We start from the raw sequence: 22466 nt of genomic DNA on the forward strand, positions 1-22466 counted from the left end.
GCTTAGCCCTCTTCCGCTTGCAGTTGTTCGCGCAGACTGTCCACGCAATGCTCCAGCCGCTGCTGGCAGCCGGCGTCGGCCTCGAACTCGGCGCCGCGCACCCGGCATTCGCCCGGCGCCAGCGACGGATCGGCGCTCAGCTTCCATTGCGCGGCGCGCTCCGGCGCCAGTTCGCGGATGCGCTGGCACTCTTCCGGATTGAGCAGCACTTCCACTTCGCCCTGGGCATGCGCGCCCTGCGGCAGCGCCGCCAGCGTCTCTTCCACCAGGTCGAGGATCTGCACCGGCTTCAGCGCCAGCTCGCAGCGGATCACCTGGCGGGCCACCTTGGCCACCAGGTCCACCACTTCATCGCGCTGCGCGGCCTGGTAGTCGCGGCACAGCTTGCTCAGTTGTTCGATGGCCGCCGCCAGCGGCGCGCCCAGGGTCTCCAGCCCGGCCAGCGTCTCGGCGCGCGCGGCGGCGACGCCTTCGGCGCGGCCCTGCTCCAGGCCCGCCTGGTAGCCGGCGTCGCGGCCGGCGGCCTCGCCGCTGTCGAAGCCTTCGCGGTAGCCGGCATCCATGCCCTGGCGGAAGCCGTCCGCGGCCGAGGCCTGCACTTCGGCCGCGGCGTCAGGCGCCAGCGGCGCGCCGTCTATCAGCGGCGGAAATCGGAAAGGTCGCCAGTGCTTCACTCGACCACTTCCTCAGGGAACAGCTGCAGGTCGATCTCGCCGGCGTCCGCCAGTTGCTTGACCTGGGCCATGATGTCGCGGCGCGCCTCCTCGACGCGGCTCTTGGGCACCGGCCCGGAGCGTCGCATGGTGGCTTCGAAGTTCTGCGCCTGGCGGCGCGGCATGGTCTGGATGATGGCGTCGCGCACCGCGGGCTCGGCGCCCTTCAGCGCGATCGCCCACTGTTCCAGCGGAATATCCTCGCAGATGCGCATCAACACTTCCTCGGTCTGGCGCGACAGGATGAAGAAGTCGTACATCCTCACCTCGATCTCGTCGACGATCTCCGGATCGTGCGCGCGCAGCAGCTCCATCATCCTGCTGCGGTCGCCCGGCAGGCGGTTGATGATGTCGGCGGTCTGCTGCATGCCCTCCACCGCGGTGCTCTGGGTGTGCAGGCTTTCCAGGCAGCGGTTGACCAGTTCGTCCAGCTCGTTCAGCAGTTCGCGGTCCACATCCGTCAGGCGGGCGACATTGACCAGCACGCCGTCGCGGCTGGCCTCCGGCAGCGCCTCCACCACCTGGCCGGCCAGCGCCGGCGGCAGGAAGGCGAGAAAGACGGCCTGCATGCGCACGTGCTCGGCGGCGATGCGGTCAGCCAGCCACTGCGGCGACACCCATTGCAGCCGCGCCATCTTGGGACGGATCGCGTCGCCGTAGATGGTGTCCAGCACGCTGCCGGCGATGTCGCCGCCCAGCGCCAGCTCCAGCGAACGCTTGAGGAAGCTGCGGCTGGCGCCGTGCACGCCGCTCTGCTCGCGGTATTCGTCGAAGAAGCGCTGCATCGTCGTCCTCACCGCGTCCACCTTGATGCCGCTCATGCCGGACATCGCCTGCGTCACTTGCAGCAGCTCTTCGCGGCTCAGGCAGCGCAACACAGCGGCGGCGGGCTCCTCGCCCATGCACAACAGCAGCACGGCGGCCTGCTCGATGGCGCTCATCTGGCCGTTGCCGGCGGGAGGAGAAGGAGGAATGTAGGCCGGGGATTCCGGCGCCGGATTATTGTTTGCGTCCATTATTCTGCACCCATTGCTTGACCACTTCGGCGACGCGCTCCGGCTCCTTGGCAGCCAGGCCCTTCAGGTGTTCCACCATCACGTCCACCGGCGAGCCGGCGGGCGGCAGGTCGTAATTTTCCAGCAGCGGCACCACCGGGCTGTCACCTGGCGCGGCCGACAGCGCCGCCTGGCGCTGGGTCGCGGTTTCGCGCAGCGAACGGTTGTCCAGCAACGGATCGTCCGGCGTCACGTCCAGCTCGTCCGGCGTGTAATCGTTCAGCTTGCGCTCGGCCAGTTGGCGGGCCAGTTTGAGCAGCGGCCGCGCCAGCAACAGGTAGGCCAGCAGCAGCGCCACGCCGTAGACCGCCCAGCGCGCGCCCTCGAACCAGATTTCCGGCTGCTCCCAGAACGGCTCCGCCTGTACCGGCCGCGCGAAGCGCAGCGTGGACACCGCCAACACGTCGCCGCGGTCTGTGTTGATGCCCAGGCCGTTGCGCAGCAGCTTGTCGATATTGGCCAGCTCAGCCGGCTGCCAGCCCTTGCCGCCCGGGGCGGCGGCCTGGTTCAGCGCCACCGCCACGCTGAGGCGGCGCAGCGTGCCGCGCGCGCGCTTGATGTTGGTGATGTTGCGGTCATACGCGTACTGGCGGGTGACGGCGTTTTTGCTGTTGCCGGCCTTGTCGGCGGCCGGAGACGAGGAGTCGGTGTTGACCGGGCGGTTGCTAAGCGAGCCCGGCACGCCCAGCGCCATCCGCTCGGTGCTGGTCTCCTCGCGGGAAGCCTCGTTGGTGACCTTGGGCGACTCGCCGTATTTCTCGCGGGTTTCCTCGACGCGGTCGTTGTCGACATCGGCGGTGACGCTGACCTTGTAGTTGTCGGCGCCCAGCGCCGGCGTCAGCAGGTCGCGCACGTTCTGCAGCGCCTCCTCGCGGAAGCGGCGCGACGCCTCGCTGTTGTTGCCGGCGATGCCGCCGTCGCTCAGGTCCACGTGGGCGGACAGCAGATTGCCGGCCTGATCGACCAGCGTCACCTGGGACGGATCGAGCGAGGCCACGCTGCCGGCCACCAGCTTGACCACGGCGGCGGTCTGCTCGCTGGACAACTGCTGGCCCGGCTTCAGCGTCACCACCACCGAGGCGGAGCCCTTCTCGCCGCCGGCGGTGACGAAGGACGTGCTGCGCGGCAGCGACAGGTGCACCCGCGCCGAACGCACCGGATCGAGCGCCTGGATGCTCTGCACCAGCTCGCCCTCCAGGCCGCGGCGGAAGCGCACGTCCTGCACGAACTGGCTGACGCCCAGCGGATCGTTCTTGTCCAACAGCTCCAGGCCGGCCGGCAACTGGGCGACCACGCCTTTGGCGGCCAGCTGCATGCGGGCGCGGGCTAGATCGCCGTCCGGCACCAGCACCTGGCCGGTCTGCGGATGGACGCGATAAGGAATCTTTTCAGCGTCCAGCACCGCCATCATGTCGGCGCCGCTCACCTTTTCCTGGGCGCCGAACACCGGGCGGTAGCTGGAATCGTCGCGCCACAGCCACAGCGTGGCCACCACGCTCAGGCCGATGGCCAACAGCACGATGGGCAGCAGGTAGCGCCAGGCGTTGGCGGGCACCAGTTGGCGGCCCGCCATTCTTTGTTGAACCGCGGCCAGGCCGCTGCGCAATTGTTTGACCACAGTCGGCTCCCGCTTACAGCTGCATCTTGATCAGATCGTCGACCGCGCCGACCACCTTGTTACGCACCTGCATCAGCATCGAGAACGACAGGCTGGCCTCCTGACTCATCAGCATCGCGCCGACCAGGTCGTCGCTCTGGCCGCTGTCCACCTCGGTCATCTTCTCCGCGGCGAGGCGGTTCTGCTGATCGACGTCGCGCACGGCCGACATCATCGACTGGCTGAAGCTGTGGCCGGCGGCGGGGGCTTCTTCCTGCGCGGCGATAGGCGCGGGGGCGGATTGCCCCAGTTTCGCCATCTCCCCCAGCAACTGGCTGCGGTCGGCGTGGATCATCAAGCCCAGATTGGTGGCCATCGTTCATCCTTAGAAAAGCGGTCTCGAAACTACTCGGTCAACCTGCAGCGCTTGTTAAATGCAGGCTGGCGGATTTTAAACTCACCGCTTTAGCATACCGATGGTACTTTTCACATTCCCAGCCGTGAATTTTCCCCCTTTACCGCTGGCGGACAGCCAGTAAGATGCACACTCCCAGCAATAGCCGGGGGCTGCCGCGCAGCCGCCGACCACGATAACGAAGCTCCGATGCCCAAAGCCAAAATCGTCGCACCGCAGGAAGGCGCCCGCCTGCAGGCCTTGGACCTGCGCACGCTGGGCCGCCCGATACACCTGCTGCCGCTGTTTGCCCGCGCCTTGCGGCAGGAACTGGATGACTTTCTCGAACGCGAGCTGAACCGCCGCTACCACGCCGGCTTCCGCATCAACGCGCTGCGCCAGCAGCTGCCGGCCGCCGACGAGCTGCGCTGGCAGTGGCACGCGCTGGACGACTGGCAGCTGGGCAGCCATTTCGACCGCGGCCTGCTGCTGGGCATACTCGATTACCGCTTCGGCGCCCGCGCCGCCACGCCGGACGGCGAACTGCCGGCCGAAACCGAAACCGAGCGCCGCCTGGCCCGCACGCTGGCCGAGCGGCTGCTGCCGCGCCTGGCCCGCGCCATTCATCAACTGGGCCACGCCCCGCAGCCAGACGCGCCCAAGCCGCAAGCGCTCGGCTATCCGGCCCAATCCGCCTGGCAGCTGGAAGTGGACCTCAGCGACGGCGACGCCAGACTGGGCACGCTGCGCCTGCGGCTGAACGCCTCCGCCTTCGACGCGCTGCTGCAAAACCTGTCCGGCCAGCGGCCGCGGCTGGGCGGCAACGCCGACTGCGCCAATTTCAGCGACCGGCTGCGCATCCGCCTGGACGCCCGCCTGCTGGAACAGGAGCTGCCGCTGGGCGCGGTGCTGGACCTGCGCCCCGGCAGCGTTCTGTCCGTCGCCATGCAGCCCCACGCCGAGGTCTGCGCCCAGGGCTCGCCGCTGTTCCGCGCCCAGGTGGTGGAACGCCAGGGCAAGCTGTGCCTGTCCGGCTTCGCCGACATCGAATAAACCAAGGAACCCGCAATGGAACTGAACCAAGACTTCGACCTGGACGGCATCCTGGACGGCCTGGACGCCGAAGCGCCCGCCGCCACCGAGCCTGCGCCGGCCCCGCGCGACATGACGCCCTTCCTGCGCAAGATCCCGGTCAAGCTGACGCTGGAAGTCGGCAGCGCCGACATCAGCCTGGCCGACCTGTGCCAGATCAGCGCCGGCTCGGTGGTGGAGCTGGACAAGATCGCCGGCGAGCCGCTGGACATCAAGGTGAACGGCACCGTGATCGGCCGCGCCGAGGTGGTGGTGTCCGGCGACAACTACGGCCTGCGCGTGGTGGAGCTGAACGACCTGCAGCTGGACAGCCTGGCCTGATGAAACGCCTCCCCCCCCTGCTGCCGCTCGCCGCCGCGGGCCTGCTCGCGGCCGCGCCGGCCTGGGCCGAGCCGTTGAAGCTGTTGTCCGGCAACGCCGGCGGCATGCCGGTCGACTTCACGATCAAGACCCAGATCCTGATCCTGATGACCGCGCTGGGCCTGCTGCCGGTGCTGGCGCTGATGATGACCAGCTTCACCCGCTTCGTCATCGTGCTGTCGCTGCTGCGCCAGGCGCTGGGCCTGCAGCAAGGCCTGCCCAACCGCCTGATCACCGGCGTGGCGCTGATCCTGACGCTGCTGGTGATGCGCCCGGTGGGCCTGCAGGTGTGGAACGAGGCGATGGTGCCGTTCGACCAGGACAAGATCACCATGCAGCAGGCGCTGGAGATCGCCGCCAAACCGATCAGCCGCTTCATGCTGGCCCAGACCGGCAAGACCGCGCTGGCCCAGGTGGCGCGGCTGTCGGGCGAGGAAAACGTCGCCAAGCCGGAAGACCACGCCTTCACCGTCAAGCTGGCGGCTTTCGTGCTGTCTGAGCTGAAAACCGCGTTCCAGATCGGCTGCATGCTGTTCATCCCCTTCCTGGTGATAGACCTGGTGGTGTCCAGCGTGCTGATGGCGATGGGCATGATGATGCTGTCGCCGCTGGTGATCTCGCTGCCGCTGAAGCTGCTCTTGTTCGTGCTGGTGGATGGCTGGTCGCTGACCGTCAACACCCTGGTCACGTCGATACAGGCTTATTAGGAGAGACGGAGCCATGCTGACGCCCGATATCGCGGTCGACATCGTCAACGACAGCCTGCGCGTGGTCGTGACGCTGGTGGTGCTGCTGGTGCTGCCCAGCCTGATCGTCGGCGTGGTGGTCAGCCTGATCCAGGCCGCCACCCAGATCAACGAGCAGACGCTGTCCTTCCTGCCCCGGCTCTTGATCGTGCTATTGACCATCGCGCTGGCCGGCCACTGGATCACCGGCTACCTGATGGATTTCTGCGTCGCCATGTTCCAGCGCGCCGCGAGCCAGGTGGGATAGCGATGCAGGGCCTGTACGCCCAGCTTCTGGACCTGATCCCCGCCGTCTGGTGGCCGTTCTGCCGGCTGATGGCGGCCTTCGCCATCGCGCCCTTCATCGGCGACGCGGTCGTGCCGATCCGCGCCCGCGTCGGTCTGGCGCTGGCCCTGGCCGTCGCCTGCATCCCCGGCATGCCCGCCCATTCCCCGATCGACCCGTTCTCGCTGCACGGCATCGCCGCCAGCATCGAGCAGGTGGTCATCGGCCTGTTGTTCGGCCTCGCTTTCCAATTGACGCTGTCCGTGCTATCGCTGCTGGGCTTCCTGCTGTCGTCGCAAATGGGCCTGTCGATGGCCATCATGAACGACCCCGGCAACGGCAACAGCTCGGATGTGGTGTCCAGCCTGCTCTATCTGTTGGCGGCGCTGCTGTTCTTCGCGCTGGATGGCCATCTGGTGCTGGTGCAGGTGGTGTACGCCAGTTTCCGCGCCTGGCCGCTGGGCGGCGGCATTCCGCAAGCCTCGTTGCCGGTGCTGGCCGCCAGCGTCGGCTGGGTGATGTCGGCGGCGATGATCCTGGCCCTGCCGGTGGTGTTCGCCACCTTCGTGGTGCAGGCCGGCTTCGGCATGATCAACCGCGTGGCGCCGGCGCTGAACCTGTTTTCGCTGGGCTTCCCGGTGGTGACGCTGTTCGGCCTGTCCACGCTGACTCTGCTGATGCAGGTGCTGCCGCCGCAATACCTGAGCCTGAGCGAGCAGACGCTGCGCCTGTTGGACCGCCTGCTGGAGATGGGCCATGGCTGAGGCGCAACAAGGCGACAAGACAGAAAAGGCGACGCCCCAGCGGCTGCGCAAGGCGCGCGAGCAGGGGCAGGTGCCCCGCTCCAAGGACCTGGCCGCCGCGCTGGGCCTGCTGCTGGCGCTGAAGATGATGTTCTGGCTGGCGCCGGGCTGGCTGGACGACTTCCGCCAGCTGTTCGCGCTGGCCTTCGCCTCGCTGTCCGGCCAGGGCGCGCTGGAAAACAGCTGGTCCAAGCTGTTCGGCGGCACCCTGCTCTTGCTGATCAAGATGCTGGCGCCGCTGGCCGTCATTCCGCTGACCATGCTGCTGCTCAGCCTGTTTCCCGGCGGCTGGGTGTTCGTGCTGAACCAGATCAGCCCCAAGTTCGAGCGGATGAACCCGCTGGCCCACCTGTCGCGGCTGGCCTCGCCCAAGCACGCCAGCGAGATCGGCAAATCCATCGCCAAGGCGCTGGTGCTGGGCTGGCTGCTGTACCGCGTCGCCAGCGACGCGCTGCATGAGTTCTTCGCGCTGCACAGCATGCCGCTGCTGCCCACGCTGGCCGGCGCGGCCGACCTGCTGTTGTCCTGCCTGCTCAAGCTGGCCGCGGTGTTTTTGCTGTTCGCGCTGGCCGACCTGCCGCTGCAGGTTTTCCTGTTCATGAAGCAACAGCGGATGAGCAAGCAGGAAATCAAGGAAGAGCACAAGAACACCGAAGGCCGCCCCGAAGTGCGCCAGCGCATCCGCCAGCTGCAGCAGCAGATGGCGCAGCGCGGCGTGCGCAAGGCGCTGCCCGGCGCCGACGTGATCATCGTCAACCCCAGCCACTACGCGGTGGCGCTGAAGTACGACGAGAACCGCGCCGAGGCGCCGTTCATCGTCGCCAAGGGCGTGGACGAGATGGCGCTGTACATCCGCCAGCTGGCGGACGAACTGAAACTGACGGTGCTGCCGCTGCCGCCCCTGGCGCGCGCGGTGTACCACACCACCCAGGTCAACCAGCAGATCCCCGCGCCGCTGTACCGCGCGGTGGCGCAGGTGCTGACCTATGTCTTGCAACTGAAGGCGTTCCAGGCGGGTAGCCGCCGCAGCCGGCCCACCCTGCCGGACCTGCCCATCCCCCGCGAACTGTCCGACCCCGAGCCCGCATCATGAACTCGCTGACCAAACTGCTTGCCGACATCGGCCGCCACAAGCTCGCCGCCCCGCTGTTCCTGCTCGCCATCCTGGCGATGGTGATGCTGCCTCTGCCGCCATTGGCGCTGGACATGCTGTTCACCTTCAACATCGTGCTGGCCATCATCGTGATCCTGGTCAGCGTGTCGGCGCGGCGGCCGCTGGACTTCTCGGTGTTCCCTACCATCATCCTGGCCACCACGCTGCTGAGGCTGTCGCTAAACGTGGCCTCCACCCGGGTGGTGCTGCTGCACGGCCACGAAGGAACGCACGCCGCCGGCCGGGTGATCGAGGCCTTCGGCAACGTGGTGATAGGCGGCAACTTCGTGGTCGGCATGGTGGTGTTCGTCATCCTGATGATCATCAACTTCATGGTGGTGACCAAGGGCGCCGAGCGGATTTCCGAAGTATCGGCCCGCTTCACGCTGGATGCGCTGCCGGGCAAGCAGATGGCGATCGACGCCGACCTCAACGCCGGCCTGATCAACCAGGAGCAGGCGCAACAGCGCCGCCGCGACATCGCCACCGAAGCCGACTTCTACGGCGCGATGGACGGCGCGTCCAAATTCGTCCGCGGCGACGCCATCGCCGGCATCCTGATCCTGATCATCAACCTGTTCGGCGGCGTGGCCATTGGCGCGCTGATGCACAATCTGTCGATGGGCGACGCCTTCCGCCAGTACGCGTTGATGACCATAGGCGACGGTCTGGTCGCGCAGATTCCGGCGCTGCTGCTGTCCTCCGCCGCCGCCATCATCGTCACCCGCATCAGCGACGACGGCGACATGCAGCAACAGGTGGGCAACCAGATGCTGGCCTCGCCCACCGTGCTGATGAGCGCCGCCGGCATGATGCTGATCCTGGCCATCATTCCCGGCATGCCGTGGCCGACCTTCCTCGGCTTCGCCGCGCTCTTGGGCTATGTGGCCTGGCGCATGCACGCCCGCCGCCCGGTCGCGGCCAACACCCTGAACCAGACCGCGGTGAAGTCCGCGCTGCAGGGCGAAGCGGAAATCGAGCTGGAATGGAACACCTTGCCCTACGCCGACACGCTGGGCATCGCGCTCGGCTACCGGCTGGTGACGCTGTTGGACGCCGGCCAGGGCGCGCCGCTGACCAAGCGCGTCAAGGGCGTGCGCCAGAGCCTGTCCGAACAGATGGGCCTGCTGCTGCCGACGGTGAACCTGCGCGACGACCTCAGGCTCAAGCCCTCGCAATACGCGGTGCAGATCTCCGGCAACACGGTGGCCGAGGCCGAGGTCTACGCCGACCGGCTGATGGCCATTCCCTCGCCCGACGTCTACGGCGAGATCGACGGCATTCCCGGCATCGACCCGGCCTTCGGCATGCCTGTCACCTGGATCGCGCTGGCCGACAAGAGCAAGGCGCTGGGACTGGGCTACCAGGTGGTGGACTGCTCCAGCGTGATGGCCACCCACTTGAACAAGGTGATGCGCGAAAACCTGGCCGAGCTGTTCCGCCACGACGACGTGGCCGCGCTGGGCGAGCGGCTGTCGACGCTGGCGCCCAAGCTGGCGACGGCGCTGGGCCAGACTCTGACGCCGGTGCTGCAGCTGCGGGTGTTCCGCCAGCTGCTGCAGGACAATGTGTCACTGAAGGACATCGTGCCCATCGCCTCCGCCCTGCTGGAAGCCAGCGATACGACCAAGGACCCGATCATGCTGTCGGCCGAGGTGCGCTGCGCGCTGAAGCGCCAGATCGTCCAGACCATCGTCGGCCCGCGCGACGAAATCCGGGCCTTCAACCTGTCCGCCGATCTGGAAAACCTGCTGCTGGGGGCGCTGTCCCAGGCCCAGCAAACCGGCAAGCCGCAACTGGACAGCTTCCCGATCGATCCCAACGTGCTGCAGCAGCTGCAGGCCAATATGCCGGTGATCCGCGACCAGATGAAGCAGCAGGGCCAGGCGCCGGTGCTGCTGGTGATGCCGCAGATCCGGCCGCTGCTGGCCCGCTATGGCCGCTTGTTCGCGCCCGGCCTGCATGTGCTGTCGTACAACGAAGTACCGGAAAACCGCCAGGTCAGCCTGACCGGCACCTTGGGCTGACGCTCGCATTTCTTGCGTCGGATGCCTGCCATCCGGCGCAAATCTTCCCTCCCGCCCACCGGGCAACCCCAAGCTATCCTGCCGATTCCCACATGTTATTCACGCATTTAGCGCCATTCGTCCTCTAATATCCGGGCTATGGAATAGACATGCCCCGACAAAAAATCATCTGTACTTTTTCGCATGTTGTGAAAATGCAAACGCATGATTCGCAAAATTAGGAAAAATTGCCAGTATGAGCATTTTTTGCGCACATGTCGGCCGCATGGATGCTAGGATCACGATTATGAAAATCATGTGACGGGACATCGACATGACCACCCCCAAGTCCGCCAACGAAATCATCTGCGACAACATCCGCAAGCAACTGGAACAGTTCCGCTGGCCAGAAGCCCAACAGGCCAGCCTGATCGAACAGATCCTGGGGCTGAGCACTTCCCAGGCCTACCGCAAACTGAACGGCAGCAGCCCCTGGCAACTGACCCAGGTGGAGCGCCTGGCCCAGTACTTCAACATTCCGCCCTCCAGCCTGCTGGTCGATCACAGCCAGCAGATCGGCCAGAATCCGATGGACAACGAACTGCTGCCCGCCATCCTGCATCTGAACAATCAGAGCGGCGAAGCCCACTGCTGGATTCAGCTGGGCGAACAGCTGGCCGACGACTCCTGCGCGCCGCTGTTCCTGGCCAAGCGCCTGCACGACTGTTGGCACGTGTTTCCCGGCACCCTGTTCGACGGCGAGGACGGCTATGAGGTCGGTTACCTGACCATACGCCCGCCCAAGCGCGCCAACACCAAGCGGCTGCTGGTGGCGGTGCTGGACGACAAGGACGCCGACCTGTTGTCGGCGATCCTGGTGCAGCAAGGCCTGTTCGCGCTGCCCTATCACCAACCGCAGGCGCTGTTGCAGGCCATGCAACATGAAGAGTTCGACGCCTTCGTCCTGGACTGGGTATTGGGCGAGCCCACCAGCTGCATGGAAGTGATCGAGACCATACGCCGCCACTCGACCACGGTGCCCATCGTGGTGCTGACCGGCTATGCGCTGGAGCACGAAAGCGAATTGTCCCGCGCGCTGGAGACCCATGGCGTCTATTACATCGGCAAGCCCGCGCCCGGCTCCATCCTGGCGCTGCAGATCAAGAACATGGTCACCAACGCGCTGGAGCACGCCTGAGCGCGCATGACACCTGCGCATGAAAACAGGCTCCCGCGGGAGCCTGTTTTTTTGTCTCGTCTGTTCCGCCGCTACAGGGGCAGGCTGGCCAGCGCGGCGCGCAGCTGGCCGCTGTCGAAAGGCTTGCTCAGCCGCGCCGCGAACCAGCCGGAACGGGCATCGGCGAACTCGTCCGGATCCGCGCTCATCGCCAGCATCAGCGGCCGCTGCGGCTGCTTGCGGGCCAGTTCGGCCAACTGGTAGCCGCTGTCCCCGCCCAGCTGCATGTCCAGCAGCAGCACATCGAAACGCCGCTGCACCAGGCAGTCGGCCGCCTGGCTCAAGGTGGCGGCGCAGGATACCTGGTAGCCGTCCTGCCCCAGCAGCTCCGCCACCGAGCCGCGAATCTCGTCGTCGTCGTCGACGATCAGCACGCTGCGGCTCTGCTCGCTCCCGCCCACTTCGCGCAGCGGCAGCCTGACGGTGAACACGGAGCCGGCCCCGACCGCGCTTTCCATCTCGATGCTGCCGCCGAACAGCCGCACCAGCTCCTTGACGATGGACAGGCCCAGGCCGCTGCTGCCGGGGCGGCGGTTGCGCCCCTGGCTGAACGGCTGGAAGATGCGCTGCCGGTCCTCGTCGGCGATGCCGATGCCGGTATCGCTGACCTCCAGCCGCAATTCGGAATGATCGGCGTCGTTGACGCCGCGAGCCCTCAGCGTCACGCCGCCCTGATCGGTATAGCGTATCGCGTTGGACACCAGATTGCCGACGATCTGGCGCAGGCGGATCTCATCCAGCAACACCCACTCCGGCAGCGACGCCTCCTCGTAACGCAGCGTCAGCCCCTTGGCGTCCGCCAGCGGCTGCATCACATCCATCACCGCGCGCAGCGCGGCCGACGGCTTCACCCTGCCCGGATTCAGCCGCAACTGCATGTTCTTGATCGCCGAGATGTCCATGATGTCGTGGATCTGGCTGGTCAGCTGCGCCATGCCGGCCTTCATCCGCTTGAGCGCCAGCTGGGCGGCCGGCTGCGGCGTCACCGCAGGCTCCACCAGCTCCATGCACATCTGCATCGATTGCAGCGGCGAGCGGATTTCATGGCCCAGCGTGCCAAGGAAGGTAGTGCGGTCCAGCTCCAGCGCCACCGTCGCCTGGTGGGCGGCGCGCTCTTGCTCCAGCAGCGACTGCCGCACCTCCGCCAGCTCCTTCACCTCCCTGAAACGCATCAGCACCAGCAGCACGCCGCAGATGCCGCCGCACAACACCAGCTGCAGCATCAGCATCTGCGAACGCTGGCTGGCCAGCGCCTTGGTGCGCGCCACCCGCGCCGACACTTCGGCCTCGCGGCTTTGCACCGCGAAATTGGCCAGCACCGGCCGCAGCGCGTCGATGCGCACCACCATGCGGCGCGCCCAGTCGGGCGTCATCCGCAGCCAGCTCTTGTCGTGGATCAGCGGCCCCAGCGCGCCGACCAGGGCGTCGAAACCGGCCACGCGGCGCAATTGGCGGTGCACCAGCACGCTGTCCGGGGCCTCGAACACCTGGTAGCGGCTTTGCAGCAGCTGGAACTGCGCGCCCGGATCGAACGACGACGACTCCGCCGCGTAGCCGATCAGCTCGGCGCGGGTCTTCTCCAGCTCGATGTGCAGTTGCGCTACCGTCCAGTACAGCTGCTCGCTTTTGCCGCCGTCTATCAGCGCCTGGCTGGCGCGGTCGATGCGGTAAAAATTCCACGCTGCGGCCAGCAGCAGCACCAGCAGCGACACGATCAGCCACCATGGCGCCTGCACATAGCGCTTGATGCCGCCCAGCCTCACATGACCTCCATCGCCTCGACCTGCCACACCAGCTTGGCATCCAGCGGCGGCCCTTTGTCGGCGTCGGGTATGCTTTGCAGCGGATACATCAGCCACAGCGGGCCATAGTGGGCGACATCGAAAGGCTTGTTGTCGATGCGGCGCGCCAGCACCACGCTCTGCTTGCCCAGCTCGTCCACCGAGATGTCGTAGCGGTAGTAGTTGATCGCCAGCACCCTCACCATGGAGCCCTTGGCCTCCACCTTGGCCAGGATGTCGCGCACCAGCGGCCCGCTGAAGCGCACTGAAGGCGTCCAGCTGGTGGAGGTGGAGAAGCTGACCTGCCTGAGCTTGCCCAGATCGCTGTCGCGAAACTGGTAGATGCCGCGCTTGGCATCGGTGAAGCGACCGATCTTGCCCGACACCGTCAATACCACCGGATCGCCGCCTGCCAGCGCGGGAGCGCACAGGCAGAGGCCTATCAGCCAGCACAAGGCCTTACGCATAGCCATCCTCGAATCGCAGATAAAAAACGGCCAATTATATTCATCCCGGGCCCTTCGCAACCAGTGTTATACGAAGAAAACGCTTCCCGCCCCACATTTTGCAACCATTTTTCATCCACGCCGCTGAACCATCGAATGAAAAACGCAAAAAGCCAGTGGCGAACCACTGGCTTGCATCGACGCGGCGCAAGGCCGCGCATCGACGATTATTGCAGCAGGGACATGGCCAGGCTGCTCATGCTGCCGCTTTGCTTCAGCATGGAGGTGCTGGCTTGCATCAGCATCTGCTTGGCGGTCATGGTGGAGCTTTCGTTGGCGTAGTCGGTATCCATGATGCGACCCTTGGCTGCCAGCGTGTTGTTGTTCACGTTGGACAGGTTGTTGATCACGTGGTCCAGACGGTTGGCGTTGGCGCCCAGCGCGGAGCGCACGGTGCCGACAGCGTCCAGCGCCTTGGAGATGGTGTCGATGGTGGCCTTGTCGCCCACTTCGGTGCCGGCGTCAGCGCCTGCGGTTACCGCGTCGACAGCTTTTTTCACATCGGCATTGGCAGAAGCGCTTGCAACATAACCATCGTAGTACTTGGCATAAGCTTCTGCTTGGGCTTGTTTCTGAGTATCGTTGGTAACCGGCATGTTGCCGATAGCGGTCAAATCGTTGTTAGCCGCTGCAGTTTTCGCGGCTGTCACTGCATCCGTATCTACATTGCCACCTGCCGTGGCAGCAGCGGCCTTGGCTGCATCATATTTTTTCTGTGCTACGGCCTTGGCGTCGTTGGCCTGTTCCAGAGCAGTCTTAGGAGTCGCGGAAGCCACTTCATACTTGGAGGAAACCGACTTCAGCGCGGTATCCAGGCCGGTCATGTTGTCCTTCAGGTTCAGCGTCATGGACTCGGTGGAGGCCGCGCCGATCTGGAAGTTCAGTTCCTGGGTCAGCTTGCCGCCTTGCAGCAGCTTCTCGCCGCCGAAGGAGGTGTTCTTCATGATGTTGGTCAGTTCTTTGCCCAGAGCATCGTATTCAGCCTGCATCGCCTTCTTGTCGTCGGCGGTGGCGGTGGCGGTGGCGCCTTCGGTGCCCAGGTCCTTCATCCGTTGCAGGATGTTGGTCACTTCGTTCAGCGCGCCTTCGGCGGTCTGCAGCATGGAGATGCCGTTCTGGGCGTTCTTCATGGCGACGTTCATGCCGCGGCTTTGCGCGTCCAGACGGGTGGCGATCTGCAGGCCGGCGGCGTCGTCCATCGCGGAGTTGATGCGCAGGCCGGTGCCCAGGCGGGTCATGGAGGTGGACAGCGCGCCTTGGGTGCTGTTCATGTTGGACTTGGTGTTCAGTGCCGCGATATTGGTGTGCAGGCTCAGCATGGGAATGCTCCGTCGGTTTGGTTTGGTAAGCGGCATCGCTGCCGTTACCCCAACAAGGCGGCGCTTATCGCCGGGAACTTAAATCGCAACAGAACGTGAAAAATCACAGCGGTTTTTATCAAGCCCAGGCACAGTCCCGCATAATGTCTATAACATATTAATCGCAGTCCGAACGCTTGCCCTCGCCGCCGAGCGGAAAGAACCCATCGATGAACGTGCAATCGAATCCCTTCCTGTTCGAAAGCGCCGCCCTCAGCCATCTGCCTGGTTTCGGCGCAGTCCGGACCACCCAGTTCGCCGGCTATCTGTCCGTCGGCGACTCGGCCGGCGGCTGGCTGTATTTCTGGTTCAGCGAGGCGGGAGACCATCCCGAGAAAGCGCCGCTTCTGGTCTGGATCAACGGCGAGCCGGAGTGGAGCGCGCTGGACGCGATGCTGGATGAGCATGGCCCCTATCTGCTGGACCCGTCCGGCCGCGTCTACTCCAACCCCTTCAGCTGGCATCATCATGCCAATCTTCTGGTCATCGACCAGCCGCTGGGCCAGGGCTTGTCCTTCACCACCCATCCGCGCTATCTGCCGGAGAATCATGACGAAGCCAGCCAGCAGTTGTATCACGCGCTGCAGGAATTCCTGTTGCGCTGGCCGCGCTACCGCGAGCGGGACTGCTATCTGTTCGGCAGCGCCGCCGCCGCCCATTCGATCGCGCGGCTGGCCCACCGCGTGCTGGACGGCAATAGCGGCGGCCAGCCCCCGATACCGCTCAAGGGCCTGGGCCTGGGCAACCCCCAACTGGCGCCGGAAATCCAGCTGCCCAGCCATATCGAATATGCGTACCAGCACCGGCTGATCAATCTGGATGAGAAAAACCGCGCGCAATCCATGCTGGACGAATTCATTCGCGCCTATGCATCGCCCATCGCGCTGCAACGCCAACTGGCCAGCCAGACTGCGATCGAGATCGACCGCTTCATGCAACATTGCTGCGGCCGCGACTTGCGCGACATCCGCCATCCTCCGCAAAAGCCTTCCAAAACCTTGGGCGAATACCTGAAAAAACCCTCGGTGCAGCAGGCGCTGCATATCGACCGCCGCTCCAACAACGAATTGCAGCCGCAATCCGGCCTGATGGCCGAAGCCGCCTGGCTGGAAAACTCGTCCCATTTATTGCCCGCGCTGCTGGATCGACTGAAAGTGCTGTTCTTCCACGGCGAATGCTGCATGGCGGGAAACTATCTCGGACTCGATGCCTGGCTCAACACCCAGACCTGGCCTCAAGCCGACGCTTTCCGGCAGCAAAAGCGCCAGGCCTGGCGGCCTTACGGCCTGGCCGCGGGCTTGATCCGCAGCCATGGCAACCTCAGCCAGATCATCATCCAGAACGCCGGGCTGCGCGTGGCCCGGGATCAACCCGCCGCCGCTCAAGCGATGCTGCGCGACTTCCTCTGCGGCAGCGAAGCCTGAAAGTCCTTTCAAAGCATGCCGCCTGTGCACGGCATGCACCGCCCAGCAGGCCGGCTCGCCGGCACGGAATAGATCCTCGCATCTCCAGGCCCGCTAACGGATTCACGCCGCTAGCTTCGCGCTGCGGCGCGGGACAGCCACGCCCCGGCTGGACTGGCTGAAAAGACAGGTTTCACCGCGGACGGCCTCGCTAAAACTGGCGGTTTTCCCTATCCGGCGAGGCCAGGATGAAAGCCAATAAATACCTGATCGAAGCGCTGCTGTTTGCCAGCTACGCCCTGTTCGGCATGAGCTGGGCCGGCGGCAGCGCCTTCATCCCGCAAATCATGCGCGAGCTTGGCATCCACGATCTGGCCGCCGGCTCCCATATCAGCAACGCCGTGGCCGCGGCCAAATTGCTGGGGGCCTTCGTCGCCGCCGGCATATTATCCCGGCTGCTGGCCAAAAAAGCGGTCGCGCTGGCGATGGCGCTGATGGCGCTGGGAATCTTGACGCCCTTCGTCCACAGCTATCCCTGGCTGTTGCTGACGCGCTTCCTGATGGGACTTGGCGGCGCGCTGGTCATCGTCTATTTCTCGCCCATCGTCATGCAATGGTTCTCTCCGGCGGAACGGCCCTTCGTCAATGGTTTGAACGCGGTGGCCTTCAATGTCGGCACCGCCACCATCCTGTTCGGCCTGCCGTCGATGCTGGGATGGTTTGGCGACTGGCGCGCCACGTTGCTGGCCATCTCGCTGGGCAGCGTGCTGTGCCTGGCGCTGTGGCTGACGTTCGGCGCCGATGGCGTCGCAGAGACGAAACCTGCCGGCGACGGACCCCGCCACACGCTGCGCCAGGGCTTGGCCGAGCGCTTCAACTGGCTGCTGGCCTTCACCTACTGCGGCACGCTGTCCTTCTACGTGATTTTGTTCAGCTTCTACCAGAACGCCGGCATCCAGCAGGCGAAATACGTGGTATTGGCGGGGCTGGCCGGCACGGCGGCCGGCATCTGGCTGGCCAGGAAGATCACGCGCAGGCTGCCCATGCTGCGGCTGTCGGGCTTGATGCAATTGCTGGCGGTGACCGGCCTGCATGCCCAGGCCTGGGGCTGGAGCGGCGATGCCGGACTGGTGGCCGCGGCCGCGCTGGCCGCCGGCTTCTTTATTTTCCTGCCGCTGCCCAGCCTGGTGACGCTGGCGCAGGAGCAGCCCGGCATGACGCCGGACAAGGCGGCGGTCACCTTTAGCCTGTTCTGGTTCCTCAGCTATCTCGTCGCCACGGCGGCGCCCTATGTGTTCGGCTTGCTGGTCGATTTGCGCCATGGCGACTACGCGCTGGCGATGGCGTTCTCCACGCTGCTGTCGTCCACCTTCCTGCTGGGTTCGCTGATGATGCGCGAAGCGCGCGAACCCGCCGGGCGGCAGGCTGCGCAATCGGCCTAAACCGCCAGGCGGCGCAGGTTGAGGCTGGCCGGCACGCGCAGATCGCGCTCGGCCAGCGCCTCGCCTTGCAACAAGGCCAGCACCTGGGCCAGGCTGGCTTCGGCCAACGCCGCGCTGTTCTGGCGGATGGCGTCTATCGGCAAGGGCAGACAATCCAGCAAGGGATGATCGTCGAAAGTCAGCAGATATTGCGGCGCCTCCCGTAGCCGGTGGTGCTCGCGGATGAAGGACAATACGCCCTCCAAGAGCGTGATCGACGCGGTGAACAGCGCGCGCGGATAGCGGCCATGCCGCGCGTGCCAGTCAGCCATCATCCGGTAGCCGGATTCGCGTTGGAAATCCCGCTCGGCCACCCAGTCCGTCCCCTCTTCCAACCTTGCGGCTTTCAGCGCCTGCCGGTAGCCGGCCAGACGCTCGCGGCTGGCCGACAGCTCCGGCTGGCCGCCGAAATACGCCAGCTCATCCACCCCATCCGCCAGCAGCGGCGACAGCAGTCTGGCGACGCTGTCGCCGGCGTCTGTCACTGTAGACGGTATGCCGCTGCCCGGGATGTGGCGGTCGGCGAACACAAACGGCAGCCTGCCGGTCCAGGGCTGATAGCGCGCGGCATCGCCGCTGCACGGCACCACGATCATGCCGTCCACCTGGCGCGCCGCCATCTGGCCGATGCCCGAGCTTTCCCGCTCCGGGTCTTCGTCGCTGGTCACCATCAGCAGCTGGTAACCGCGCTCGCGGCAGCCGTTCTCCAATGCCTGCGCCAAGGCGGCATGGGTGGAGTTGGTCAGATCCGGCACCACCAGGCCTATGCTGCTGCTGCGCCGGCTGCGCAGGCTGCGCGCCTGCTGGGAAGGCTCGAAATGGTGCTCGCGCGCAGCCTTCTCCACTTTTTCCACGGTGGCCGGCGAAATGCGGTAGCGCTCGGCATGGCCATTCAGCACCATGCTGGCGGTGGTGCGCGACACGCCGGCCAGGGCGGCGATGTCGTCTATGGTCAGGCGTTTGAAGCTGCTCATGGAGTATGGCTGGGCAATGAAACGGAAATGATAATCGCAATATGGCAAAACGGGGCCCGACGCGCAGGCGCCGGCCCCGTTGGTTTATTGCGGCTTATTGCTGGACCAGGTTCAGCGGCACCGGAATGAACTTGTCCACCTTCTGGCCGTCGGCCAGCTTCTTGGCGGCCTGCACGCCGTACTGGCCGATCAGGGCCGGCTGCTGCTGCACGGTGGCGGACAGCGTGCCGGCCTTGACCGCGGCCACCGCGTCCGGGGTGGCGTCGAAGCCGACCACCGCCACGTTCTTCAGGCCGGCGGCCTGGATCGCCTTCACCGCGCCCAACGCCATTTCATCGTTGTGCGCGAACACGCCCTGGATGTCCTTGTTGCCCTGGATGATGTTTTCCATCACCGACAGGCCCTTGGCGCGGTCGAAATCGGCCGGCTGCTTGGCCAGCAGCTTGACGCCTTCCTTCTTGTCCACCACCTGGTGGAAACCCTCGCCGCGCTCGCGGGCGGCGGAAGAGCCGGCGATGCCTTCCAGCTCGACGATGCGGCCCTTGCCGCCCAGCTTGTCCAGCAGGTACTTGCCGGCCATCACGCCGCCGGCGATGTTGTCGGAGGCGATGTGGGCGCTGACTTCGGCGCCGTTGACGCTACGATCCAGCGACACCACCTTGATGCCCTTGGACGTCGCCTCCTTCACCACATTGGCCACCGCGGACGAGTCGGTCGGATTGATTAGGATCACGCTGACCTTCTTCTGGATCAGGTCTTCCACGCTGGCCTGCTGCTTGGCCGGATCGTCCTGCGCGTCGACGGTGATCAGGCTGATGCCCTGCTTCTTGGCTTCGGCCGCCGCGCCGTCGCGCAGCTCGACGAAGAACGGGTTGTTGAGCGTGGACACCGCCAGGCCGACGGTGACCTTGCCGTCGGCCGCCGCTGCGCTGGCGTCGCCGGCCGGCGCGCTGCCCGGACCCTGCTTGGAGCAGGCGGCGATGCCGAAGGCCAGAATGCCGGCCACGAGCGGGGTAAGAATGCGTTTCATGCTGATGCTCCCTGGAAAATGGAATGATGCACTGCATTGGGCGGCGCGCGCCGCCATCGTCACTTCTTGTTGCTGCGATCCAGCAATACCGCCAGCAGAATCACCGCGCCCTTGATCACCTGCTGGTAGAACGAGGACACGCCCAGCAGATTCAAGCCGTTGTTGAGCACGCCGATCAGCAAAGCGCCGATCAAGGTGCCGAAAATCCAGCCGCGGCCGCCGCTGAGGCTGGTGCCGCCCAGCACCACCGCGGCGATCGCGTCCAGCTCATAGCCGGTGCCGGCCGTCGGCTGCGCCGAGTTGAGCCGCGAGGTCAGCACCACGCCGGCCATCGCCGACATCGCGCCGGAAGCGGTGTACACCCACAGCTTGACCCGGTCCACTTTGACGCCGGACAGCCGCGCCGCTTCCTCGTTGCCGCCGGTCGCGTACAGATGGCGGCCGAACACGGTCTTTTTCAGCAGGAACCAGAAGCCGGCGAACAAAATCAGCATCCACACCACCGGCACCGGCACCAGGCCGGCCACGTAGCCGCCGCCCAGCATCGAGAACAGCTCGCTGTCGAAGCCGGTGATCGGGCTGCCGTTGGAAAACACCAGCGCCAGGCCGCGCAGGATGGTCATCGTCGCCAGCGTGGCGATGAACGGCGCCACCTTGCCCTTGCTGATCACCAGGCCGTTGAACAGGCCCATCGCCGCGCCGGCCAGAATGCCCAGCAGCGTGGCGAGCATGGGGTCGACGCCTGCCTGCAGCAGCGTGGCGGTCAGCACCGAGGACAGCGCCAGGATGGAGCCGACTGACAAATCTATGCCGCCCAGCAGGATCACCAGCGTCATGCCGAAGGCGATCAGCGCGTTGATCGACACCTGCCGCATCACGTTCAGCAGATTATTGACGGTGAGAAAGTCCGGGCTCATCACGGACAGGCCGACGGCCACCAGCACCAGGGCGATGAAGGGGCCTAGGCGTTGCAGATTGGCTTTCTGTTGCGGGGTCATGCTTGTTTCCTGGTTTCGGTGGATGCGGCTCCGCCGGCGGCGGCGGCCATCAGGGTTTCCTGGTCGCAGCCGGCGGCGTCGAAGATGCCGGCCTGGCGGCCCTCGTGCAGCACCAGGATGCGGTTGCTCAGCGCCAGCACTTCCGGCAATTCGGACGACACCATCACGATGGCGGCGCCGGCGGCGGCCAGTTGGTTGACGATGTGGTAGATCTCGGCCTTGCCGCCGACGTCTACGCCGCGCGTCGGCTCGTCCAGCAGCAATACCTTGGGCGGACGCGCCAGCCATTTGGCGAACACCACTTTCTGCTGGTTGCCGCCGGACAGCGATTTGACGTCCAGCTCGGCGTCGCGTGTGCGGATGCGCAGCTGCTCTATCAAGCCGTCCACCGCCCGCTTCTCGTCGCCGGCGCTCACCACGCCCAGGCGGGCGTAACGGTCCAGGTGCACCAGCGTCGCGTTCTCGCGCAGCGACATGCCCAGCACCAGCCCCTTGCTCTTGCGGTCTTCCGGCACAAAGCCCAGGCCGGCGGCGATGGCGTCGCCCGGCGCGGCCACTTTCAACTCCTTGCCGTCCAGCTCGACGCGGCCGGCGGTGCGGCGCTTGGCGCCGAACAGCGTCTTCAGGATGTCGCTGCGGCCGGAGCCCATCAATCCAGCGATGCCCAGCACCTCCCCGGCGCGCACTTCGAAACTGATGCCGGCGATCATGTTCTCGTCGGCCAGGTTTTCCACCTTCAGCCGCACCGCGCCCGGAACGGCTTCGCGCTTGGGATAGCGGTCGCCGATCTCGCGGCCCACCATCATCCGCACCACCTCGTCGAAATCGGTGCCGGCGATTTCGCGCTCGCCGACGAAGCAGCCGTCGCGCAGCACGCTGATCCGGTCGCAGACGCGGAAGATCTCCTCCATCCGGTGCGAAACGTAGACGATGGCCACGCCGCTTTCCTTCAGCTGGTCCATCAGGCCGAACAGCGTGTCGATCTCGCGCTCGGTCAGCGCCGCCGTCGGCTCGTCCATGATCAGCGCGCGGGCGTTCAGCGCCAGCGCCTTGGCGATTTCCACCATCTGCTGCTGGCCGATGGACAGGCTGCCGGCCTCGGCGTCGGGATCGATGCCGCCGACGCCCAGCGCAGCCAGCTGCGCCTTCGCCTCGCGGCGCATGCGGCCATAGTCGATCAGGCCGAAACGCGACGGCTCGCGGCCGAGGAACAGGTTTTCCATCACCGACAGCTGCGGAATCAGGTTCAATTCCTGGTGGATGATGGCGATGCCGGCCGCTTCCGCCGCCGCGGTGTCGCGCAGCTCGGCCTTGCGGCCGTCCAGCAGGATTTCTCCGGCGTCGGCGCGATGGACGCCGCTGAGTATCTTCATCAACGTGGATTTGCCGGCGCCATTCTCCCCCATCAGCGCGTGGATTTCGCCGCCGCGCAGCGTGAACTCGACGTTTTCCAGCACCTTGACCGGCCCGAAAGCCTTGCTGATGCCGCGCATGGTCACTTGCATGGTCCGTCT

General features: G+C 65.8%; 21 protein-coding genes. 10 read left to right on the plus strand and 11 right to left on the minus strand.

Annotated elements, in window-relative coordinates; all coding sequences use genetic code 11:
• Positions 1 to 2 precede the first annotated feature (2 nt).
• Genes fliH through fliE form a run of 4 tightly spaced genes read right to left on the minus strand, consistent with a single transcriptional unit; the run spans position 3 to position 3741 of the window.
• Positions 3 to 674, minus strand: a complete 672-nt coding sequence (gene fliH / locus VA599_RS14315; protein ID WP_104947570.1) for a flagellar assembly protein FliH — start codon at positions 672 to 674, stop codon at positions 3 to 5.
• Entirely contained in the window at positions 671 to 1729 is a 1059-nt protein-coding gene (locus VA599_RS14320) for a flagellar motor switch protein FliG (protein ID WP_021477814.1), read from the minus strand. The genes fliH and VA599_RS14320 overlap by 4 nt, the downstream gene beginning before the upstream one ends.
• Positions 1713 to 3386, minus strand: a complete 1674-nt coding sequence (gene fliF / locus VA599_RS14325) for a flagellar basal-body MS-ring/collar protein FliF (protein ID WP_346789166.1) — start codon at positions 3384 to 3386, stop codon at positions 1713 to 1715. The genes VA599_RS14320 and fliF overlap by 17 nt, the downstream gene beginning before the upstream one ends.
• Positions 3387 to 3399: 13 nt before the next feature.
• Positions 3400 to 3741: a flagellar hook-basal body complex protein FliE gene (fliE, locus tag VA599_RS14330; RefSeq protein WP_021477812.1), complete on the minus strand. Its 342-nt coding sequence runs from the start codon at positions 3739 to 3741 to the stop codon at positions 3400 to 3402.
• A gap of 228 nt (positions 3742 to 3969) precedes the next feature.
• Here fliE and VA599_RS14335 point away from each other — a divergent pair, with 228 nt between their 5' ends.
• The 8 genes from VA599_RS14335 to VA599_RS14370 all read left to right on the plus strand — a co-directional run bounded on the left by VA599_RS14335 (position 3970) and on the right by VA599_RS14370 (position 11382).
• Complete coding sequence (locus VA599_RS14335; RefSeq protein WP_346789168.1) at positions 3970 to 4812, plus strand: flagellar motor switch protein FliM; 843 nt, start codon at positions 3970 to 3972, stop codon at positions 4810 to 4812.
• Between the two features lie 15 nt (positions 4813 to 4827).
• Positions 4828 to 5172 carry a flagellar motor switch protein FliN gene (gene fliN / locus VA599_RS14340; protein ID WP_346789170.1) on the plus strand — a complete coding sequence of 115 codons (345 nt, stop codon included), beginning with the start codon at positions 4828 to 4830 and terminating at the stop codon, positions 5170 to 5172.
• Positions 5172 to 5918 carry a flagellar type III secretion system pore protein FliP gene (fliP, locus tag VA599_RS14345; protein ID WP_021477809.1) on the plus strand — a complete coding sequence of 249 codons (747 nt, stop codon included), beginning with the start codon at positions 5172 to 5174 and terminating at the stop codon, positions 5916 to 5918. Before fliN ends, fliP begins: the two co-directional genes overlap by 1 nt.
• A gap of 13 nt (positions 5919 to 5931) precedes the next feature.
• Positions 5932 to 6204, plus strand: coding sequence for a flagellar biosynthesis protein FliQ (gene fliQ, locus VA599_RS14350; RefSeq protein ID WP_011136551.1), 273 nt, complete (start codon positions 5932 to 5934; stop codon positions 6202 to 6204).
• 2 nt (positions 6205 to 6206) lie between these two features.
• Complete coding sequence (gene fliR, locus VA599_RS14355; protein WP_346789173.1) at positions 6207 to 6986, plus strand: flagellar biosynthetic protein FliR; 780 nt, start codon at positions 6207 to 6209, stop codon at positions 6984 to 6986.
• Positions 6979 to 8118 (plus strand): flagellar type III secretion system protein FlhB, encoded by a 1140-nt coding sequence (gene flhB, locus VA599_RS14360; protein ID WP_104947576.1) that lies wholly within the window; start codon positions 6979 to 6981, stop codon positions 8116 to 8118. The genes fliR and flhB overlap by 8 nt, the downstream gene beginning before the upstream one ends.
• The gene (locus VA599_RS14365) at positions 8115 to 10205 is read left to right on the plus strand and encodes a flagellar biosynthesis protein FlhA (protein ID WP_346789175.1); all 2091 of its coding nucleotides are present in this window, start codon (positions 8115 to 8117) and stop codon (positions 10203 to 10205) included. The genes flhB and VA599_RS14365 overlap by 4 nt, the downstream gene beginning before the upstream one ends.
• 313 nt (positions 10206 to 10518) lie before the next feature.
• Positions 10519 to 11382 (plus strand): helix-turn-helix domain-containing protein, encoded by an 864-nt coding sequence (locus tag VA599_RS14370; protein ID WP_021477805.1) that lies wholly within the window; start codon positions 10519 to 10521, stop codon positions 11380 to 11382.
• Positions 11383 to 11453: 71 nt separating this feature from the next.
• Here VA599_RS14370 and VA599_RS14375 read toward each other — a convergent pair whose 3' ends face one another.
• From VA599_RS14375 to VA599_RS14385, 3 genes are all read right to left on the minus strand, one after another.
• The gene (locus VA599_RS14375) at positions 11454 to 13184 is read right to left on the minus strand and encodes an ATP-binding response regulator (RefSeq protein WP_104947579.1); all 1731 of its coding nucleotides are present in this window, start codon (positions 13182 to 13184) and stop codon (positions 11454 to 11456) included.
• On the minus strand, positions 13181 to 13675 hold the full coding sequence (locus tag VA599_RS14380; protein WP_144408767.1) for a putative pterin-binding protein: 495 nt from the start codon (positions 13673 to 13675) through the stop codon (positions 13181 to 13183). The genes VA599_RS14375 and VA599_RS14380 overlap by 4 nt, the downstream gene beginning before the upstream one ends.
• Positions 13676 to 13875: 200 nt before the next feature.
• A complete protein-coding gene (locus tag VA599_RS14385) occupies positions 13876 to 15027 on the minus strand; it encodes a flagellin N-terminal helical domain-containing protein (protein ID WP_346789178.1) in 1152 nt (383 codons plus the stop codon).
• A gap of 209 nt (positions 15028 to 15236) precedes the next feature.
• On the opposite strand from VA599_RS14385, the gene VA599_RS14390 reads away from it, so the two are divergent.
• Together VA599_RS14390 and VA599_RS14395 are read left to right on the plus strand one after the other, a co-directional pair.
• On the plus strand, positions 15237 to 16490 hold the full coding sequence (locus tag VA599_RS14390; protein WP_346789179.1) for a S10 family serine carboxypeptidase-like protein: 1254 nt from the start codon (positions 15237 to 15239) through the stop codon (positions 16488 to 16490).
• 227 nt (positions 16491 to 16717) lie between these two features.
• Positions 16718 to 17911, plus strand: coding sequence for an MFS transporter (locus VA599_RS14395; RefSeq protein WP_346789181.1), 1194 nt, complete (start codon positions 16718 to 16720; stop codon positions 17909 to 17911).
• Here VA599_RS14395 and VA599_RS14400 read toward each other — a convergent pair.
• The 4 genes from VA599_RS14400 to VA599_RS14415 form a co-directional block, all read right to left on the minus strand.
• Positions 17908 to 18924, minus strand: coding sequence for a substrate-binding domain-containing protein (locus VA599_RS14400; RefSeq protein ID WP_346789183.1), 1017 nt, complete (start codon positions 18922 to 18924; stop codon positions 17908 to 17910). The genes VA599_RS14395 and VA599_RS14400 overlap by 4 nt on opposite strands.
• Positions 18925 to 19018: 94 nt before the next feature.
• Complete coding sequence (gene rbsB / locus VA599_RS14405; RefSeq protein WP_346789185.1) at positions 19019 to 19954, minus strand: ribose ABC transporter substrate-binding protein RbsB; 936 nt, start codon at positions 19952 to 19954, stop codon at positions 19019 to 19021.
• Positions 19955 to 20013: 59 nt separating this feature from the next.
• A complete protein-coding gene (locus VA599_RS14410) occupies positions 20014 to 20952 on the minus strand; it encodes an ABC transporter permease (protein WP_021477797.1) in 939 nt (312 codons plus the stop codon).
• Complete coding sequence (locus VA599_RS14415; RefSeq protein WP_346789187.1) at positions 20949 to 22457, minus strand: sugar ABC transporter ATP-binding protein; 1509 nt, start codon at positions 22455 to 22457, stop codon at positions 20949 to 20951. Before VA599_RS14415 ends, VA599_RS14410 begins: the two co-directional genes overlap by 4 nt.
• Positions 22458 to 22466: the final 9 nt, after the last annotated feature.

The organism is Chromobacterium indicum, assembly GCF_039708975.1.
Taxonomy (GTDB): Bacteria; Pseudomonadota; Gammaproteobacteria; order Burkholderiales; family Chromobacteriaceae; genus Chromobacterium; species Chromobacterium piscinae.

Coding starts and splice junctions, on each gene's coding strand:
- VA599_RS14320 (WP_021477814.1), bottom strand. CDS start 1,729: ATGGACGCAAACAATAATCCGGCGCCGGAATCCCCGGCCTACATTCCT.
- fliE (WP_021477812.1), bottom strand. CDS start 3,741: ATGGCCACCAATCTGGGCTTGATGATCCACGCCGACCGCAGCCAGTTG.
- VA599_RS14335 (WP_346789168.1), top strand. CDS start 3,970: ATGCCCAAAGCCAAAATCGTCGCACCGCAGGAAGGCGCCCGCCTGCAG.
- fliN (WP_346789170.1), top strand. CDS start 4,828: ATGGAACTGAACCAAGACTTCGACCTGGACGGCATCCTGGACGGCCTG.
- fliP (WP_021477809.1), top strand. CDS start 5,172: ATGAAACGCCTCCCCCCCCTGCTGCCGCTCGCCGCCGCGGGCCTGCTC.
- fliQ (WP_011136551.1), top strand. CDS start 5,932: ATGCTGACGCCCGATATCGCGGTCGACATCGTCAACGACAGCCTGCGC.
- fliR (WP_346789173.1), top strand. CDS start 6,207: ATGCAGGGCCTGTACGCCCAGCTTCTGGACCTGATCCCCGCCGTCTGG.
- flhB (WP_104947576.1), top strand. CDS start 6,979: ATGGCTGAGGCGCAACAAGGCGACAAGACAGAAAAGGCGACGCCCCAG.
- VA599_RS14365 (WP_346789175.1), top strand. CDS start 8,115: ATGAACTCGCTGACCAAACTGCTTGCCGACATCGGCCGCCACAAGCTC.
- VA599_RS14370 (WP_021477805.1), top strand. CDS start 10,519: ATGACCACCCCCAAGTCCGCCAACGAAATCATCTGCGACAACATCCGC.
- VA599_RS14380 (WP_144408767.1), bottom strand. CDS start 13,675: ATGGCTATGCGTAAGGCCTTGTGCTGGCTGATAGGCCTCTGCCTGTGC.
- VA599_RS14385 (WP_346789178.1), bottom strand. CDS start 15,027: ATGCTGAGCCTGCACACCAATATCGCGGCACTGAACACCAAGTCCAAC.
- VA599_RS14390 (WP_346789179.1), top strand. CDS start 15,237: ATGAACGTGCAATCGAATCCCTTCCTGTTCGAAAGCGCCGCCCTCAGC.
- VA599_RS14395 (WP_346789181.1), top strand. CDS start 16,718: ATGAAAGCCAATAAATACCTGATCGAAGCGCTGCTGTTTGCCAGCTAC.
- VA599_RS14400 (WP_346789183.1), bottom strand. CDS start 18,924: ATGAGCAGCTTCAAACGCCTGACCATAGACGACATCGCCGCCCTGGCC.
- rbsB (WP_346789185.1), bottom strand. CDS start 19,954: ATGAAACGCATTCTTACCCCGCTCGTGGCCGGCATTCTGGCCTTCGGC.
- VA599_RS14410 (WP_021477797.1), bottom strand. CDS start 20,952: ATGACCCCGCAACAGAAAGCCAATCTGCAACGCCTAGGCCCCTTCATC.
- VA599_RS14415 (WP_346789187.1), bottom strand. CDS start 22,457: ATGCAAGTGACCATGCGCGGCATCAGCAAGGCTTTCGGGCCGGTCAAG.